At 64.1% G+C, this 16,796-nt stretch carries 15 protein-coding genes; 8 read left to right on the top strand and 7 right to left on the bottom strand.

All coding sequences use genetic code 11. From position 1 onward, the window contains the following. The first annotated feature begins 41 nt into the window (after nt 1-41). The 3 genes from AB7531_RS03020 to AB7531_RS03010 all read left to right on the top strand — a co-directional run bounded on the left by AB7531_RS03020 (nt 42) and on the right by AB7531_RS03010 (nt 4,537). Nucleotides 42-2,384 carry a xanthine dehydrogenase family protein molybdopterin-binding subunit gene (locus AB7531_RS03020; protein WP_063980503.1) on the top strand — a complete coding sequence of 781 codons (2,343 nt, stop codon included), beginning with the start codon at nt 42-44 and terminating at the stop codon, nt 2,382-2,384. A 13-nt stretch (nt 2,385-2,397) separates the two neighbouring features. After that, nucleotides 2,398-3,198: an FAD binding domain-containing protein gene (locus AB7531_RS03015; protein WP_028149283.1), complete on the top strand. Its 801-nt coding sequence runs from the start codon at nt 2,398-2,400 to the stop codon at nt 3,196-3,198. A 232-nt stretch (nt 3,199-3,430) separates the two neighbouring features. After that, on the top strand, nt 3,431-4,537 hold the full coding sequence (locus AB7531_RS03010; RefSeq protein ID WP_063986007.1) for a CaiB/BaiF CoA transferase family protein: 1,107 nt from the start codon (nt 3,431-3,433) through the stop codon (nt 4,535-4,537). Nucleotides 4,538-4,673: 136 nt separating this feature from the next. Here AB7531_RS03010 and hppD read toward each other — a convergent pair whose 3' ends face one another. Continuing rightward, nucleotides 4,674-5,792 carry a 4-hydroxyphenylpyruvate dioxygenase gene (gene hppD, locus AB7531_RS03005; RefSeq protein ID WP_231143779.1) on the bottom strand — a complete coding sequence of 373 codons (1,119 nt, stop codon included), beginning with the start codon at nt 5,790-5,792 and terminating at the stop codon, nt 4,674-4,676. A 119-nt stretch (nt 5,793-5,911) separates the two neighbouring features. On the opposite strand from hppD, the gene AB7531_RS03000 reads away from it, so the two are divergent. Both AB7531_RS03000 and AB7531_RS02995 read left to right on the top strand, forming a co-directional pair. Further along, nucleotides 5,912-6,391 (top strand): Lrp/AsnC family transcriptional regulator, encoded by a 480-nt coding sequence (locus AB7531_RS03000; protein WP_038959069.1) that lies wholly within the window; start codon nt 5,912-5,914, stop codon nt 6,389-6,391. 73 nt (nt 6,392-6,464) lie between these two features. Then, complete coding sequence (locus AB7531_RS02995) at nt 6,465-6,776, top strand: DUF1272 domain-containing protein (protein WP_441279881.1); 312 nt, start codon at nt 6,465-6,467, stop codon at nt 6,774-6,776. A gap of 113 nt (nt 6,777-6,889) precedes the next feature. Here the strand turns inward: AB7531_RS02995 and fahA are convergent, their stop codons facing one another. The 5 genes from fahA to AB7531_RS02970 all read right to left on the bottom strand — a co-directional run bounded on the left by fahA (nt 6,890) and on the right by AB7531_RS02970 (nt 12,557). Beyond that, the gene (gene fahA / locus AB7531_RS02990) at nt 6,890-8,161 is read right to left on the bottom strand and encodes a fumarylacetoacetase (RefSeq protein ID WP_063986005.1); all 1,272 of its coding nucleotides are present in this window, start codon (nt 8,159-8,161) and stop codon (nt 6,890-6,892) included. Between the two features lie 217 nt (nt 8,162-8,378). Further along, entirely contained in the window at nt 8,379-9,725 is a 1,347-nt protein-coding gene (hmgA, locus tag AB7531_RS02985; RefSeq protein ID WP_063980501.1) for a homogentisate 1,2-dioxygenase, read from the bottom strand. 2 nt (nt 9,726-9,727) lie between these two features. Then, complete coding sequence (locus tag AB7531_RS02980; RefSeq protein ID WP_014490504.1) at nt 9,728-10,684, bottom strand: MBL fold metallo-hydrolase; 957 nt, start codon at nt 10,682-10,684, stop codon at nt 9,728-9,730. 23 nt (nt 10,685-10,707) lie between these two features. Continuing rightward, nucleotides 10,708-10,932 carry a DUF2783 domain-containing protein gene (locus AB7531_RS02975; RefSeq protein ID WP_014490505.1) on the bottom strand — a complete coding sequence of 75 codons (225 nt, stop codon included), beginning with the start codon at nt 10,930-10,932 and terminating at the stop codon, nt 10,708-10,710. A gap of 8 nt (nt 10,933-10,940) precedes the next feature. After that, entirely contained in the window at nt 10,941-12,557 is a 1,617-nt protein-coding gene (locus AB7531_RS02970) for an FAD-dependent oxidoreductase (protein WP_441279880.1), read from the bottom strand. Nucleotides 12,558-12,667: 110 nt separating this feature from the next. On the opposite strand from AB7531_RS02970, the gene AB7531_RS02965 reads away from it, so the two are divergent. Both AB7531_RS02965 and AB7531_RS02960 read left to right on the top strand, forming a co-directional pair. Continuing rightward, nucleotides 12,668-13,210 carry a MarR family winged helix-turn-helix transcriptional regulator gene (locus tag AB7531_RS02965; protein WP_063980499.1) on the top strand — a complete coding sequence of 181 codons (543 nt, stop codon included), beginning with the start codon at nt 12,668-12,670 and terminating at the stop codon, nt 13,208-13,210. A 66-nt stretch (nt 13,211-13,276) separates the two neighbouring features. Next, nucleotides 13,277-14,020 (top strand): class I SAM-dependent methyltransferase, encoded by a 744-nt coding sequence (locus tag AB7531_RS02960; RefSeq protein WP_084794927.1) that lies wholly within the window; start codon nt 13,277-13,279, stop codon nt 14,018-14,020. Between the two features lie 19 nt (nt 14,021-14,039). On the opposite strand, the gene AB7531_RS02955 is transcribed toward AB7531_RS02960, so the two are convergent. Continuing rightward, a complete protein-coding gene (locus AB7531_RS02955) occupies nt 14,040-14,846 on the bottom strand; it encodes an N-acyl homoserine lactonase family protein (RefSeq protein ID WP_063980498.1) in 807 nt (268 codons plus the stop codon). A 367-nt stretch (nt 14,847-15,213) separates the two neighbouring features. On the opposite strand from AB7531_RS02955, the gene AB7531_RS02950 reads away from it, so the two are divergent. Next, entirely contained in the window at nt 15,214-16,731 is a 1,518-nt protein-coding gene (locus AB7531_RS02950) for a caspase family protein (RefSeq protein WP_063980497.1), read from the top strand. Nucleotides 16,732-16,796 lie beyond the last annotated feature (65 nt).

The raw sequence follows: 16,796 nt of genomic DNA, 5'->3' as shown, positions 1-16,796 counted from the left end.
GAAAGCGCAGTCAAAGAAACTTCCGGTCGGGAGGACCAGACATGGGTGTTGAAGGCATCGGCGCGCGCGTCGTGCGCAAGGAAGACAAGCGTTTCATTACCGGCAAAGGCCGTTACGTCGACGACATCAAATTGCAGGGCATGACCCATGCCCATTTCATCAGAAGCCCGCATGCGCATGCCAAGGTGAAGAAGATCGATTCATCCGCCGCGCTCAACATGCCGGGCGTGGTCGCCGTGCTCACGGGACAGCAGATCGTCGACGACAAGGTCGGCAATCTCATCTGCGGCTGGGCCATCACCTCCAAGGACGGCAGCCCGATGAAGATGGGCGCATGGCCGGCGATGGCGCCGGAAACCGTGCGCTTCGTCGGTCAGGCCGTCGCGGTCGTGATCGCCGACAGCAAGAACCTCGCGCGCGACGCGGCCGAAGCCGTGGTCGTGGATTATGAAGAGCTGCCGGCAGTCGCCGATATCCATGCCGCGATCAAGGCCGGCGCAGCCCAGCTTCACCCCGAAGCCCCCGGCAACCAGGTCTATGACTGGGTGATCGGCGACGAGGGCGCGACGGATGCCGCCTTCGCCAAGGCCGCCAATGTGGTCAAGCTCGACGTCACCAACAACCGCCTCGCCCCGAACGCGATGGAGCCGCGCGCGGCGATCGCCGACTATGACGCGGCGGAAGAGCACTTCACGCTCTATACGACCTCGCAGAACCCGCACGTCGCCCGCCTCGTGCTCTCGGCGTTCTACAACATCGCCCCCGAGCACAAGCTGCGCGTGATCGCCCCCGACGTCGGCGGCGGCTTCGGCTCAAAAATCTTCATCTATCCCGAGGAGATGGTGGCGCTGTGGGCCTCGAAGAAGGTCGGCCGTCCAGTAAAATGGACCGGCGACCGCACCGAGGCCTTCCTCACCGATGCGCATGGCCGTGACCATGTGACCCATGCCGAAATGGCGTTCGATGCCAACAACAAGATCACCGGCTTGAAGGTGAAGACCTACGCCAATTTCGGCGCCTACATGTCGCTGTTCTCCTCGTCGGTCCCGACCTATCTCTACGCGACGCTGCTGTCGGGCCAGTACAACATCCCGGCGATCCATGCCGAGGTGGTCGGGGTCTACACCAACACCACGCCGGTCGACGCCTATCGCGGCGCAGGCCGCCCCGAGGCGAGCTATTTGATCGAGCGGCTGATGGAGACGGCGGCGCGGCAGCTCAAGGTCGATCCGGCAGCACTGCGCCGGAGCAACTTCATCACCCAGTTCCCGCACCAGACGCCTGTGATCATGGCCTATGACACCGGTGATTTTAATGCCTCGCTCGATGCCGCGATGAAGGCGATCGACTATGCCGGCTTCGCAGCCCGCAAGGCCAAGGCGAAGGCGGACGGCAAGCTGCGCGGCATCGGCGTGTCCTGCTACATCGAGGCCTGCGGCATCGCGCCGTCGAAGGCCGTCGGTAGCCTCGGCGCCGGCGTTGGTCTGTGGGAATCCGCCGAAGTGCGGGTCAACCCGGTCGGCACCATCGAGATCCTGACGGGCTCGCACAGCCACGGCCAGGGTCACGAGACCACGTTCTGCCAGCTCGTTGCGGAACGCTTGGGCGTTCCCATCAGCCAGGTCTCGATCGTCCATGGCGACACCGACAAGGTGCAGTTCGGCATGGGCACCTACGGCTCGCGCTCGGCGGCCGTCGGTCTCACCGCGATCCTGAAGGCCATGGAGAAGATGGAGTCCAAGGCCAAGAAGATCGCGGCGCATGCGCTCGAAGCGTCCGAGGGCGACATCGTCATCGAGAACGGCGAGTTCAAGGTGGCCGGCACGGACAAGGCGATCGCCTTCCCGATGGTCGCGCTCGCGGCCTACACCGCGCACAATCTGCCTGACGGGATGGAGCCGGGCCTGAAGGAAAGCGCCTTCTACGATCCGACCAACTTCACCTTCCCGGCCGGCGCCTACATCTGCGAGCTCGAGGTCGATCCCGGCACCGGCAAGACCTCCTTCGTCAACTTCGTCGCGGCCGACGATTTCGGCCGGCTGATCAACCCGATGATCGTCGAGGGACAGGTCCATGGCGGCCTTGCCCAGGGCATCGGGCAGGCGCTGCTCGAGCACGCCATCTACGATGCCAACGGCCAGCCCGTCACGGCCTCGTTCATGGACTACTCCATGCCGCGCGCCGACGACCTGCCCTCGTTCAACCTCTCCCACACCACGACGCTGTGCCCGGGCAATCCCCTGGGCATCAAGGGCTGCGGTGAGGCCGGCGCGATCGGCGCCTCTGCGGCCGTGATCAACGCGATCACGGATGCGATCGGCAAGAACAATCTGGAAATGCCCGCAACCCCGGACCGGGTGTGGCGCACGATCCACGCGGCCTGAGAGGAGCAACAAGATGTACCAGACCACTTATCATCGCCCCTCCTCGGTCGACGAGGCCGTCGCCCTGTTCGGCAAGAGCAGTGAGGCGAAATTCCTCGCCGGCGGCCAGACCTTGCTGCCGGTCATGAAGCAGCGGCTCGCCAGCCCGTCCGACGTGATCGATCTCGGCAAGATCAAGGAGCTGCAGGGCGTCGAGCTCTCGGGCGACGTGCTGACCATCAAGGCCGGCACGACCTATTTCGACATCATGCAGAATGCCGACGTGAAGAAGGCGATCCCCGCGATCGCCTATCTCACCTCGGTGCTCGGCGATCCCGCCGTGCGTTATCGCGGCACGATCGGCGGCTCGATTGCCAACAACGATCCCGCCGCGGATTATCCGGCCGCGCTGCTGGCGCTCGGTGCCACCGTCAAGACCAACAAGCGGTCGATCTCGGCCGAGGACTTCTTCCAGGGCCTGTTCACGACGGCGCTGGAAGACGGCGAGATCATCACCGCGGTGTCGTTCCCGGTGCCGGCGAAGGCAGGCTACGAAAAAATGCGGCACCCGGCCTCACGCTTCGCGCTGACTGCCGTGTTCGTCGCGCAGACGAAGTCGGGCGAGATCCGTGTTGCCGCCACCGGCGCCTCGCAGAGCGGCGTGATGCGGGTGCCCGCGATCGAAGCCGCGCTGAAGGCGAACTGGTCGCCGTCGGCGCTCGACAATGTCAGCATTCCGGCGAGCGGATTGCTGGCCGATATCCACGGGACCGCGGAATACCGCGCCAACCTCGTCAAGGTGATGGCGCAGCGCGCGGTGGCCGCCGCGGGCTGACCGAGTCGCTAAAGCGCGACAGCGCGTCGCGCCTTAGCGCCTCAACACAAATCTTCCGCGGCGCGCAGCAATGCGCGCCGCTTTTTATTATGCGCCCATGCATGAAAACCGCTTGCCACGCGGACATGTAGGCGAGAAAAGTTAATCAGCCAATTAACTCGTCCCCAAAGAGGAACGTCTAAGGCGATTGCCGGACCACCGGCATTCGCCGGTGACCCGAGGAAACAACAGCGTGCTCGATAAACCAGCGCCCACCTCCTCCGTCCGCACCTCCGGCCCGCTTTCGGGCTTCCGTGTCGTCGAATTCGCCGGCATCGGACCCGGCCCATTCGCCTGCATGATGCTGGCTGACATGGGCGCCGATGTCGTCACGCTCGATCGCGTCGGTGCGAAGAAGAGCATGAAGTCGGTCGCGGGCCGCGGCCGCAAGGTGATCGAGCTCGACCTCAAGGACAAGGCGGCGATCGCAGAGGTGCTCGACCTGCTTGCCAGCGCCGACGCGCTGGTCGAGGGCTTTCGTCCCGGCGTGATGGAACGGCTTGGGCTCGGGCCCGACGTCGTGCTCGCGCGCAATCCCAAACTCGTCTACGGCCGCATGACCGGCTGGGGCCAGGAAGGCCCGCTGGCCAACGCCGCCGGCCATGACATCAATTACATCTCGATCACCGGCGCGCTGGCCGCGATCGGCACCAAGGAAGCCCCGGTGCCGCCGCTCAATTTGGTCGGCGATTTCGGCGGCGGTGCACTCTATCTCGTCGTCGGCGTGCTCGCCGCCCTCCTCGAAGCGCAAAGGTCCGGCAAGGGCCAGGTCGTGGACGCCGCGATGTGCGACGGCGCGGCATCGCTGATGTCGTTCTTCTTCGACATGAAGACGATCGGCCGCTGGAGCGAGGGGCGCAACCAGAACTTCCTCGACGGCGGCGCACATTTCTACGGCGTCTATGAATGTGCCTGCGGGCACTTCGTCTCGATCGGCTCGATCGAACCGCAGTTCTACGCGCTGCTGCGCGAGCACGCGGGCCTGACCGATGCCGACTTCGACGCGCAGATGAACCCCAAGGCCTGGCCCGCGCTGAAGCAGAAGTTGCAGGCCGTGTTTAGGAGCAAGACCCGCGAGGACTGGTGCAAGATCATGGAAGGCACCGACATCTGCTTCGCGCCGGTGCTCACCATGTCGGAAGCGACCGAGCATCCGCACATGGTCGCCCGCAACGTCTTCCTCGAGCGCCACGGCGTGAAGCAGCCCGCGCCCGCGCCGCGGTTCTCACGCACGCCGTCGGCGGTGCGGGAGCCGGAGGGCGCGGAGATTGGTGCGGTGATGGCTGCGTGGAAGAGGTAGATCTAGCCTCGGCAAAGATCGCGTAGGGTGGGCAAAGGCGCGAAGCGCCGAGCCCACCACCGCTCCGCAATTCTGATAGAAGTAGTGGGCACGCTTGCGCTTTGCCCACCACGGCAGTGTGCCCGAACGCAGCGACCTACGCCGCCGTATCCACCTTCAACACGCCGCGCCGGATCTGGTCCTCCTCGATCGACTCGAACAGGGCCTTGAAGTTGCCCTCGCCAAAGCCGTCGTCGCCTTTGCGCTGGATGAACTCGAAGAAGATCGGGCCGATCGCGTTGGCGGAGAAGATCTGCAGCAGCACCTTGGTCTGGCCGCCATCGACCACGCCCTCACCATCGATCAGAATGCCGTTGGTCTGGAGCCGCGCGACGTCCTCGCCGTGCTTCGGCAGGCGCGCGTCGATCCGCTCGAAATAGGTCTCGGGCGGCGACGGCATGAACGGCAGGCCGGCTTCGCGCAGGCCTTCGATGGTGGCGTGGATATCGCGGCAGCCGCAGGCGATGTGCTGGATGCCCTCGCCGCGATAGATATTGAGATATTCCTCGATCTGGCCGGAATCGCCGGCGTCCTCGTTGATCGGAATCCGGATCTTGCCGTCGGGGCTGGTCAGCGCGCGCGAGAACAGGCCGGAGGCGCGACCCTCGATGTCGAAGAAGCGGATCTGGCGGAAGTTGAACAGCTTTTGGTAGAAGCCCGTCCACACATCCATGCGGCCGCGATGGACGTTGTGGGTGAGGTGATCGAGATAGAACAGGCCGGCACCGACCGGCTTGGGATCGCGTGCCCCCAACCACTCGAACTCGGCATCGTAAGCCGAGCCCTTGGCGCCGTAGCAATCGACGAAATAGAGCAGGCTGCCGCCGATGCCCTTGATCGCGGGCACATCAAGCGTCTTCTGCACCGACGACACATCGGCAGGTTCGGCGCCGAGCGCGATCGCACGGTCATAGGCCGCCTTCGCATCGACCACGCGAAACGCCATCGACGGCGCGCAGGGGCCGTGCGCGGCGACGAAGTCGAAGCCGTGGGTGCCGGGCTCCTCGTTGACGAGATAGTTGATGTCGCCCTGGCGGTAGACCGTGATCTTCTTGCTCTTGTGGCGGGCGACGGGCGCATAACCCATCAGCTTGAACAACGCGTGCAGCTCTTCCGGATTGGGATGCGCATATTCGACGAACTCGAACCCGTCGGTGCCCATCGGATTGTCGGCGGTGACGGTGGCCGGCGGTGCATCGTGCGGAAACGGACCCATGGTGCTCTCCAATTGCTGCTGCCATGAACTATCCTTCACCGGGCGTGCAATGAGCGTGCAAACGGGACGCGTTTTGGCTATCATATGCACGATCCGTGCATGAAATGGATAAATGACGCATGATCTCCGTAGACGCCTTCGACCTCAAGATCCTGGGCGCGCTCCAGGACGACGGCCGCCTCACCAACCAGGAGCTCGCCGATCTCGCGGGTCTCTCGGCCTCGCAATGCTCGCGGCGGCGGATGCGGCTGGAGGAGGAGAAGGTGATCTCGGGCTATCACGCCGATCTCTCCAGCGAAGCGCTGGGCTTCGGCGTGATCGCCTTTATCCAGGTGGGGCTCGCGACCCACTCGCCGGACAATTCGAAACGCTTCCGCGCCTTGGTCAACCGCATCGACGAGATCCAGGAAGCTTATTCGCTGACGGGCGACGCCGATTACGTGCTCAAAGCCGTGCTGCGCGACCTCAAGGGTCTCTCCAATCTCGTCAACGACGTGCTGATGCCGCACCAGAGCGTGGCGCATGTGCGCTCCTCGATCGTGCTCGACAGGCTCAAGGAAAGCTCGCGGCTGCCGCTGAAGGATTTGAAGGCTGGCTGAAATCGAGGGAACTACGGCATTCGCGCTTCACGCGCCGTCTGCGATGATCAAGCCAATCTGCGGAGATTCTGCCATGGCCCTCCAGCTTCGACCGAACTGCGAATATTGCGACCGCGACCTGCCGCCTGATGCAACGGACGCGCGGATCTGCTCCTATGAATGCACGTTCTGTGCGGATTGCGTGGAGACGAAACTCTCCAACGTCTGCCCGAATTGCGGCGGCGGCTTTGCGCCGCGCCCGATCAGGCCGACGCAGGAATGGCGGCCGGGCGTGTGCGTCACCAAACACGTGCCGTCCGACAAGCGGGTGCATTTGAAGTACAGCATGGAGGATGTCGCGGCGCATTGCGCGCGGGTCAGGGACGTGCCGCCGGAGAGGCGGTGACTTCGTAGGGTGGGCAAAGGCGCCCTTGCGCCGTGCCCACCACGTCTCCGCAAGCGCGATCGTGATGGTGGGCACGCTTCGCTTTGCCCACCCTACGACACCGGAACGCGCGGCTACTCCGCCGCCAAAATCGTCCCCTCGACCTCTCCGAACCCGACCCGGTAGCCATTGCCCTGGCACCAGCCGCGCATGACGAGGCTGTCGCCGTCTTCCAAAAACGACCGCTTGATGCCGCCGGGCAATTCCACCGGCTCGGTGCCGTTCCAGCTGATCTCCAATAGGCTGCCGCGCTGGTTCTTCTCCGGGCCGGAGATGGTGCCGGACCCAAGGAGATCGCCCACATTCATCGCACAGCCACTGGAGGCGTGATGCATGAGCTGCTGCACCGAGGACCAGTACATGTATTTGAAATTGGTGCGGCTGATGCCGGCGGGCGCATTGGCGCCGGCCGCGTGCAAGGAGACGTCGAGCTCGAGATCATAGTTCTGCGGCTTCGCCTGCTTGAGATAGTCCAGCGGCACCGGCTCCTGCTCCGGCCCCTTCAGCCGGAACGGCTCCAGCGCCTCGCGCGTCACCACCCACGGGCTGATCGAGGTCGCGAACGCTTTTGCCAGGAACGGCCCGAGCGGCACATATTCCCATTGCTGGATGTCGCGCGCGCTCCAGTCGTTGAGCAGCACGAAACCGAAGATCATCTCCTCGGCCTGTTGCTCGGTCAGCATGCCGCCCATGGCAGAGGGCTGGCCGACCACGACGCCCATCTCCAGCTCGAAATCGAGCCGCTTGCACGGCCCGAAGCTCGGCACCTCGACATTCGGCGGCTTCAGCTGGCCGCGCGGCCGCTTCACCTTCGTTCCGGAGACCACGACGGTCGAGGCGCGACCATTATAGGCGATCGGCATGTGCAGCCAGTTCGGCTGCAGCGCGTTGTCCTTGCCGCGGAACATCACGCCGACATTGGTGGCGTGCTCCTTCGACGAATAGAAATCGGTATAGCCGGACACTGCGAACGGCAGATGCAATTTTGCATCGCGCATCGGCACCAGGGCCTGCTTGCGCAGCTCCTCATTGTCACGCAGCTCCGGATGATCATGACGCAGCAGCTCGCTGATCCGCGCGCGTGTCTTCGTCCAGACCTTCGGTCCGAGCGCCATGAACGGATTGAGCGAGGGCGCGGAGAATACGCCGAGCGGCCCGACATCAAGCCGGCAATCCTGCTCGAGCGCCCAGAGATCGAACACGTAGTTGCCGATCGCGACACCGACGCGCGGCGTCGGATTGGCCGAGGTCGAGAACACGCCATAGGGCAGGTTCTGGATCGGGAAGTCGGAGGCGGGATCGACCTCGATGAAGGATCGGAGGCTGGGGTCGTTGGGGTGGGGCATGTTTCCTGCCATACGAATTCTGGTGCTGAACTTCTGTCACCCTCCCCTGGAGGGGGAGGGTCGGCTCATATTGAGCGCAGCGAAATATGAGACGGGGAGGGGTGATCTCTCAACACGGGCAGTGTTCCTTGCGGAGAGACCATCACCCCACCCCGCTACGCATTCCGCTTCGCTGCATGCGTAGCGACCCTCCCCCTCCAGGGGAGGGTAAGCAAGACTACGGCTTGTTCGGATCGAATCGCTTCTCCAGGCCCGTCCAGCAGTCCGCGTAATTGTCCTGCAGCGTCGACGACTTCGCGGCATGCGCTGTCACGCGCTGCGGGTAGCGGGTCTCGAACATGAAGGCCATGGTGCCGGTCAGCTTGACCGGTTTCAGCTCGCCGTTGCTGGCGTGCTCGAAGGCATCGCGGTCGGGACCGTGCGGCAGCATGCAATTGTGGAGTGAGATGCCGCCCGGGACAAAACCCTGCGGCTTGGCGTCGTAGACGCCGTAGATCAGGCCCATGAACTCGCTCATGATGTTCATGTGGTACCACGGCGGACGGAAGGTGTTGTCGGCCACCATCCAGCGCTCGGGGAAGATCACGAAGTCGATGTTCGCGGTGCCCGCGGTCTCCGACGGCGAGGTCAGCACCGTGAAGATCGAGGGATCGGGGTGATCGAACCCGATCGCGCCTACGGGAGAGAAGGTGCGCAGATCGTATTTATAGGGCGCGTAATTGCCGTGCCAGGCGACAACGTCGATTGGCGAATGCGGCAGCGTGGTCTTGAACAGCGAGCCGCCCCATTTCACGTAGAGCTCGGTCGGCGTGTCCTTGTCCTCGTAATACGCGACCGGGGTGAGGAAGTCGCGCGCGTTGGCGAGGCAATTGGCGCCGATCGGCCCGCGCTCCGGCAGCGTGAAGGCGCCGCCGTAGTTTTCGCAGAGATAGCCGCGCGCAGGACCGTTCGGAATCTCGACGCGGAATTTGACGCCGCGCGGGATCACCACGATCTCGCCGGGCTCGGCGTCGATACGGCCGAATTCGGTGACGACGCGCAGATTGCCCTGCTGGAGCACGAACATCAGTTCGCCGTCGGCATTGTAGAAATGCTGATCCACCATCGACTTGGTGATGAGATAGACATGCGCGGCCATGCCGGCCTGCGTGTTGACATCACCAGCCGTCGTCATGGTCTGCACGCCCTGGAGGAAGGTCATGTCCTCCTTCGGGATCGGCGCCGGGTCCCAGCGCAGCTGCGCGATCGGCAGATCGTATTCATGGCAGGGCGCCGAGCGCCACAGGCCGGCATCGGCCTTCTCGAAGCGGCCGGAATGCTTCACCGAGGGGCGGATGCGATAGAGCCAGGAGCGCTCATTGGTGCCACGCGGCGCGGTGAAGGGTGAGCCGGAGAGCTGCTCGGCGTAGAGCCCGTAAGCGCAGCGCTGCGGCGAGTTGCGCCCGATCGGCAGCGCGCCCGGCAGCGCCTCGGTCTCGAAGCTGTTGCCGAAGCCGGACATGTAGCCCGGCGTGACCTGCGCCGAGCTCCGGATGATCTGATCAGGCGAGGTGTTGACGTTCATGACTATCCTCCTCCTTGCAGGGCGGCCCACATTTCCTGGTCGCGCTTGTCGGTCCAGATCACGGGGTCGTCGATCCCCGACGCCTCGTCATAGGCGCGCGACACGTTGAACGGCAGGCAGTGCTCGTAGATGGCGAAGCTGTGGAACTTCGGATCCATGACTTCGCGCGTCGCCGCCATCGATTCCTTCAGCGTACGCCCCCTGGCGACCGAAATTTCGGCCGCGCCATAGAGCGAGGTAACGAAGTCACGCGTCATCGCGATGGCTTCGCGCACCGTGGCCGTGCCCTTCAGCGCATCGCCGCGGCCCGGCGCGATCGCCTTGGGATTGAAGTTGCGGATCTCGTTCAGCGTCAGCGGCCATTCGCGCAAATGCGCGTCACCGCAATAGCAGGCCGAGTGATATTCGATGAGGTCGCCGGAGAACATCACTTCGGCATCCGGCACCCAGGCGACGATGTCGCCGGAGGTGTGGCCTGCGCCCAACTGCATCAGGCGCACCTCGCGCTTGCCCAGATAGATCGACATCTCGCCTTCGAACGTGAGCGTCGGCCAGGTCAGGCCTGGAATGCTCGCGGCATCCTGGAACAGCCGCGGGAAGCGGCCATATTCGGAATCCCAATCCTGCTGGCCGCGTTCCTCGATGAGGCGATAGGTCTCCTGCGAGGCCACGATGCCCTGCGCCTTGTAGGCGGAGGCGCCCAGCACGCGCACGGCGTGATAGTGCGACAGCACGACATATTTGATCGGCTTGTCGGTGACGGTGCGGACGCGCTCGATCACCTTGTTGGCCATCGCCGGCGTCGACTGCGCGTCGAACACCAGGCAGCCGTCGTCACCGACGATGATCGCGGTGTTCGGATCGCCCTCCGCGGTGAAGGCATAGAGATCGGTGCCGATCTCTGAGAAGGTGATCTTCTTCTCGGAGAGATCGCCGGTGGATGCGAAGTTCTTCGCCATCAATTCGTCCTCAGGTCTTGGGGTTATTGTTGTTGCTGTTGTTGCTGCTGGCCGTCGGTCATGCGCCGCTTCGCGAGCACGATCGCTTCCCGCAACACGTCGATGTCGCCGATATGGTTGGCGAGGATCAGGACCAGTGCCGCGTCGAAATCGGCGCTCTGCTCGTCCGTGAAGCCGCGGTGCGCCTCGACGATGGCACGAAAGGCATCGTCGGGCCGCGCGAAGTTGGAGCTGGTTGAAAGCGGCATGCGAATCCTCAATTCAAGCCTTGGGCCCGCGACAACGCGGCCGCGATCGCCGCACGCGTCGGATGGCGGAAGCGGGCCGCAACGTAGCCGTCGGGCCTGAGCAGATAGGCTGTATCAGGCGCGGCGTCATAGCGCTTTGCGACAAGGCCCGAGGGATCGGCAAGCCCGCCCTCGCCACCAATGCGGATATCCTTGACACCATCGGGCGCATCGACCGCCGCGCCATTGCTGAACGACAGCAAGGTGAAGTCCGTTCCACCCCGGCGGAATGCATCGGTCAGATAGGCCTGCTCGCCAACGGGCGCGTCGAGCATGGAACAGCCGGGCAACGGTCCGCCGCGCCACGCCTCCGCGTCGGGCGATGACAGCGGCGAGTCGTAGCTGCACGGCACCGAGAGCCGCCCGCCATTGACCATGCGCTTGCCGAATTCGGTCTCCTTAGCCAGCGACAGCACTGCCTTGCACAGCCGCGCCTCCTGGTGCGAGTTCGGCGCCATGAAATCGGTCGAGCGGGTCGATTCGCGGATGTTCTCGTCGGCCGCGAGACTCCGCTCGACATGGTAGCTCTCGAGCAGGCTCGCCGGCGAGGTGCCGCGCAACACACGATCGAGCTTCCAGGACAGATTCTCGGCGTCCTCTAGCCCGGAATTGGCACCGCGCGCACCGAAGGGCGAGACCTGATGCGCGGAATCGCCCGCAAAAATCACCCGGCCGTGGAGGAAGCGATCCATCCTCCGGCACTGGAATTTGTAGAGCGAGATCCACTCGAACTCGAACTTGTCGTGACCGAGCATGCGCGCGATCCGCGGCCGCACGTTCTCCGGCTTCTTCTCGACGACGGGATCGGCATAGCGATTGAGCTGGAGATCGATGCGCCAGACGTCGTCGGGCTGACGGTGCAGCAGCGCGGAGCGGCCGGCATGAAACGGCGGATCGAACCAGAACCAGCGCTCGGTCGGGAACTCCGCGGTCATCTTGACGTCGGCGATCAGGAACTGGTCCTCGAACACCTGTCCCGCGAACTCGGCGCCGACCATCTGCCGCAGCGACGAGCGCGCGCCGTCGCAGGCGACGACATATTGCGCGTGCAGGCGATAGGCGCCCTCCGGCGTCTCGATCGTCAGCGCGACGGAATCGTTGCGCTGTTCAAGCGCCGTCACCTTGTTGCGCCAGCGCAGATCGATCTCAGAGAGATCGCTGATGCGATCGACCAGATAGGCCTCGGCGTAATATTGCTGGAGATTGATGAAGGCCGGCCGCTTGTGACCGTCCTCGGGCAACAGGTTGAACTGGTAAAGCTGCGACTCGCCATGGAAGATGCGGCCGACGCTCCACACCACGCCCTTCTCGACCATGCGGTCGCCGACGCCGAGCCGATCCCAATATTCGAGCGACCGCTTGGAGAAGCAGATCGCGCGCGAGCCTTCGCCGATCCGGTCGGCATCATCCAGAAGGACGACGCGCTGGCCGCGCTGGGCAAGGTCGATCGCGAGCGACAGCCCCACCGGCCCCGCGCCGACGACCACCACGGGATGCTCGGCCGCACTCTGGCCGGGACGATCCTGGTCGGGATGGCGGCGATAGCCGAACTGGGTTTTGGCCTGCTGCGTATTGGCCTGCGCCATGCGCTAACCTCGGCTCTGGTCAAGAGAGGACTGATCTGCTAGATAGTCTCACGTGCAACTATTTTGGACCGGAGCCGGCCGGCCGTCAACTGGAATTCGGAGCGCAAGCCTTGGCGAGGACATCCAGCGACATCGCGCTGAAGGCACGTGAGGCCGACGAGGCTTCATTGCGGCCGAATGCGCGGCTCGATTTGTTCAAATTCGTGCCGTTCCGCCTCAACCGGCTGGCCGCCGAGGTGAGTTCCGCGCTTGCGGTCGAATATCAGGAGCGTCACGGCCTCGACATTCCGGCCTGGCGCGTGATCGCCACGCTCGGCTTCCGCAACGATGCCTGTAGCGCGCAGTACATCTCGCAATGCACCCGCACGCACAAATCCACCATCAGCCGCGCCGTGACCGCGCTGCTGCACCAGGGGCTGATCGAGCGGGTCGAGAACGAAGCCGACCGCCGCGAATTCCGCCTGCAACTGACGAAGAAGGGTCGCGCGCTGTACGAAGAGCTGTTCCCGCAATTGCTGCGGCGGGAAGACGAGATCCTCGCCTGCCTCTCTGCGCAGGAGCGCAAGCAACTGTCGGCCCTGCTCGGCAAGATCGAACAGAGCCTCGACCTGATCCAGACCAGCGAAGAGGCCGACGCGAAAGAGGCGTATTAGGGCGCGTACTCATAGAGGTGCAGACGTCGGCTTTTGGGAGGCCGATTGAGAAAGCTTGGCAGGTCCGTGACGGCACTGGCTTATATAACGGCGCTACTTGCGGCGTTTGCCGTAACTCGCGCATACGCCGCTGACATAGGTTATCTGGCTTCCCCCGGAGTCGCTGCAAACGAGTTTCCCTCACCACAGCGCCCTGTTGCACGGATCGTCAGCCCGCGCCGTGCCGCCGAAGAGCGCCGAGACGCCCTCAATGAGGCCGGTCAAATCGCACGTGCTCTTGAACTGAAACCAGGTATGACAGTGGGCGACATTGGAGCAGGCAGCGGCTACCACACGGTCAGGCTCTCGCACGTCGTCGGCCCCGCCGGTTCTGTCGTTGCCCAGGACGTCACGCGGGATTACCTCATCGAGCTCGCCAGGCGAACAGAACGTCTGAAGTTGACGAACGTGCAATTCGCGCTCGGCGAACCACACGACCCGCGTCTGCCCGCTTCCTCGCTGGATGCTGCAATCCTCGTGCACATGTATCACGAGATAGCCCAACCCTATGCCTTCCTCTACAATCTCGCGGCCGCTCTAAAGCAGGATGCGCGGGTCGGAATTGTCGATCTTGAGCTTCCGACGTCGAAGCATGGCACGCCAATTGAGCTCTTGCGCTGCGAATTGACCGCCGTCGGCTATCGCGACGTTGCCACATATGAGCTCGCAGGGGACGGAGGATACCTGGCGGTATTCTCTCCGCCGGAGGTAGCGGCTCGAAAATCTCCCCGCGACATCGTTGCTTGTGCGGATCCTGCCGGCACTCGCTGACACCACGCCCCGGATTCCGTCATTTCGCAAACGACCGCGACGGCGGCAAATGCAGCGCCCAGGCATCGACCTTGTCGCTGGCACGCGGATAGATCTCCGTCACGATCGGATCATGGCCGGGAATGAACCTGTCAGGATGTCCGGCGAGGCGTTCGATCGTCTCCCAGCCCTGCGCCATGTCACCGATATTGTAGACGATGGGGAACGGGCTCTTGCGCTGCAGATTGGCGTAGTAATGCGCGGCATCGGACGCCAGCACCACCGGCCCGCGCGCGGTCTCGACCTTGACCACCTGCAAGCCGTCGGAATGGCCGCCGACACGGTGCACGGTGACGCCGGGCGCGATCTCGCCGTCGCCGGAATAGAAATTGACGCGCTCGCCATAGACATGGCGCACCATCTGCGTGACGTGCTCGACCGAGAACGGATGTCGCAGCAGTCCGTTGCACATGCAGCGTCCCGTCGCGTAAGCCATCTCGCGCTCCTGGAGATGGAAGCGCGCGTTCGAGAAGCGATCGAGATTGCCGGCGTGGTCGTAATGCAGATGCGTCACGATAATGTCGCGAACGCTCGACGCCGCGACGCCAAAGCGCTCCAGCGCATCGACCGGATTGAGCGTCAGCTTGCGCGCCCGCGCGCTCGCCTCCTCGGCGTTGAAACCGGTGTCCACCAGGATCTCGCGGCCCTGCCCTCGGATCAGCCAGACGAAATAGTCGAGATCCTGCGCCGCGCTGTCATGCGGGTCGGGCTGAAGGAAGTTCATGTTGGGGGTGCGTGGCGACATCGTCGCATAACGCAGGGCGTAGATTTCGTAGGCGTTTCCCATGGTTTTCTTTTCTGAGTTGGACCTTCGGGGACGATCGAGCGCACCAAGCCATTGTCCGCAGCAAAGGTCAAACACCGGAGGGCTGCGACAGCGTCCAGCCTGCTATGTGAGACCCCTCACATCTTCTTTGTCGCGGCCGCTCCAGCATCCTGCCGCAGAGTCGAACCAGATGGCGCCGAGCACAACCGTGACAGTCCGTTTATTCCCCTCCCGGCGCGCCCATGCATCGCGGTCAATTGTCGCGATAATGCCGAATCTCCAAGCGGTTGACGCCCCCCTTCCGCGGTTTGATAATGCACATTGCGTAAGTTAAGGTCGCCGCGGCGCAAGCTGGTAACGGCGCCTTTTTGGCTGGACCGCGCTGATTATGAAAATTCGCTTCCTTTTTCTTCTGCCCTTGCTCGTTTCGCTCGTCCCGGTTGCGCCATCCCTGGCCGCCGGCGACCGTTATGCGTTGGTCATTGGCAACGCCAAATATCCAGACGCGGACGCCCCGCTGAAGGAACCGCTCAACGACGCGCGCGACGTCGCCGACGAGCTCAAGCGCGACGGCTTTTCCGTTGAAATCGGCGAGAACCTGACCGGCGACGGCATGCGCCGCGCGTTCGACAAGCTCTATGGCAAGATCAAGCCGGGCTCGGTGGCGCTGATCTTCTTCAGCGGTTTCGGCATCCAGTCGGCGCGCCAGAGCTACATGCTGCCGATCGACGCGCAGATCTGGACCGAATCCGACGTCCGCCGCGACGGTTTCAGCCTGGAGACCGTGCTCGGCGAGCTCAATACCCGTGGCGCGGGCGTCAAGATCGCGCTGGTCGACGCCTCCAGGCGCAATCCCTTCGAGCGCCGGTTCCGCAGCTTCTCGGCCGGCCTGACGCCGGTCATCGCGCCGAACGGCACGCTGGTGATGTACTCGGCGGCACTGGCCTCGGTGGTCTCGGACGCGGGCGGCGATCACAGCCTGTTCGTCCAGGAGCTCCTGAAGGAGATCCGCGTCCCCGACCTGATGGCCGAGGAGACGCTGAACCGCACCAAGATGGGCGTCACCCGCGCCTCGCGCGGCGAACAGGTGCCGTGGATCTCCTCTTCCCTCGCCGAGGATTTTTCGTTCATTCCAGGCGCCGGCGGATCGCGCCCGTCGATGACGGCACCGCCGCCATCGCCGCCGCCGGTCGTCGCCAACAATCCGCCGCCGGCTCCGCCCGCACCGCCTCCGCCGCCGAAGCCGGCGGACACGGCAGCGGCACCTGCTCCAGCACCTGCTCCTGCACCGGTGCCCTCACCGAAACCGCAGGTCGAGGCCGCCTTGCCGCCGGCGCCACCGCCGGTGAAACCAGCCGAGACCACCCCCGCACCGAGCATGGATAGCGGGCCGAGCGCGGCCGCGCTGGCGGAGGATCCGACCATCAAGGGCCTGACGGCCAAGATCGCCGCCAATCCTGATGACGTGAATGCGCTGTACCGGCGCGGTCAGGTCTATGCCAGCAAGGGCGCCTACAATTTGGCCATCAAGGATTTCGACGAGACGCTTCGGATCAACGCGAAGGACGTCGAGGCGCTGAACAACCGCTGCTGGACCCGCACCGTGGTCGGCGACCTCCAGGGCGCGCTGAAGGATTGCAACGAGGCGCTGCGGCTGCGGCCGAATTTCGTCGATGCGCTGGACAGCCGGGGGCTCGTCAATCTGAAATCGGGAGCGGTCAAGAACGCCATCGCCGATTTCGACGCAGCCCTGAAGATCAACCCGCGCCTGACCTCCTCGCTCTTTGGCCGCGGGATTGCCAAGCAGCGCAACGGCTCGGCGCAGGAAGGCGCGCTCGACATCGCCAATGCCAAGGCGATGGACCCGAACATTGTTCAGGAGTTCGCAAGCTACGGAGTACGCTAGTATTTTTTTGAGTTGAGGCGGCAGACGCCTCGAACCCTCGGCGGCTCAGGGAAGACTAACGGACG

Origin of the sequence: Bradyrhizobium sp. 63_E2_N1_3 (assembly GCF_052076005.1) — a bacterium.
Taxonomy (GTDB): domain Bacteria; phylum Pseudomonadota; class Alphaproteobacteria; order Rhizobiales; family Xanthobacteraceae; genus Bradyrhizobium; species Bradyrhizobium barranii.
This window is presented reverse-complemented; position numbering and strand designations above follow the sequence as displayed.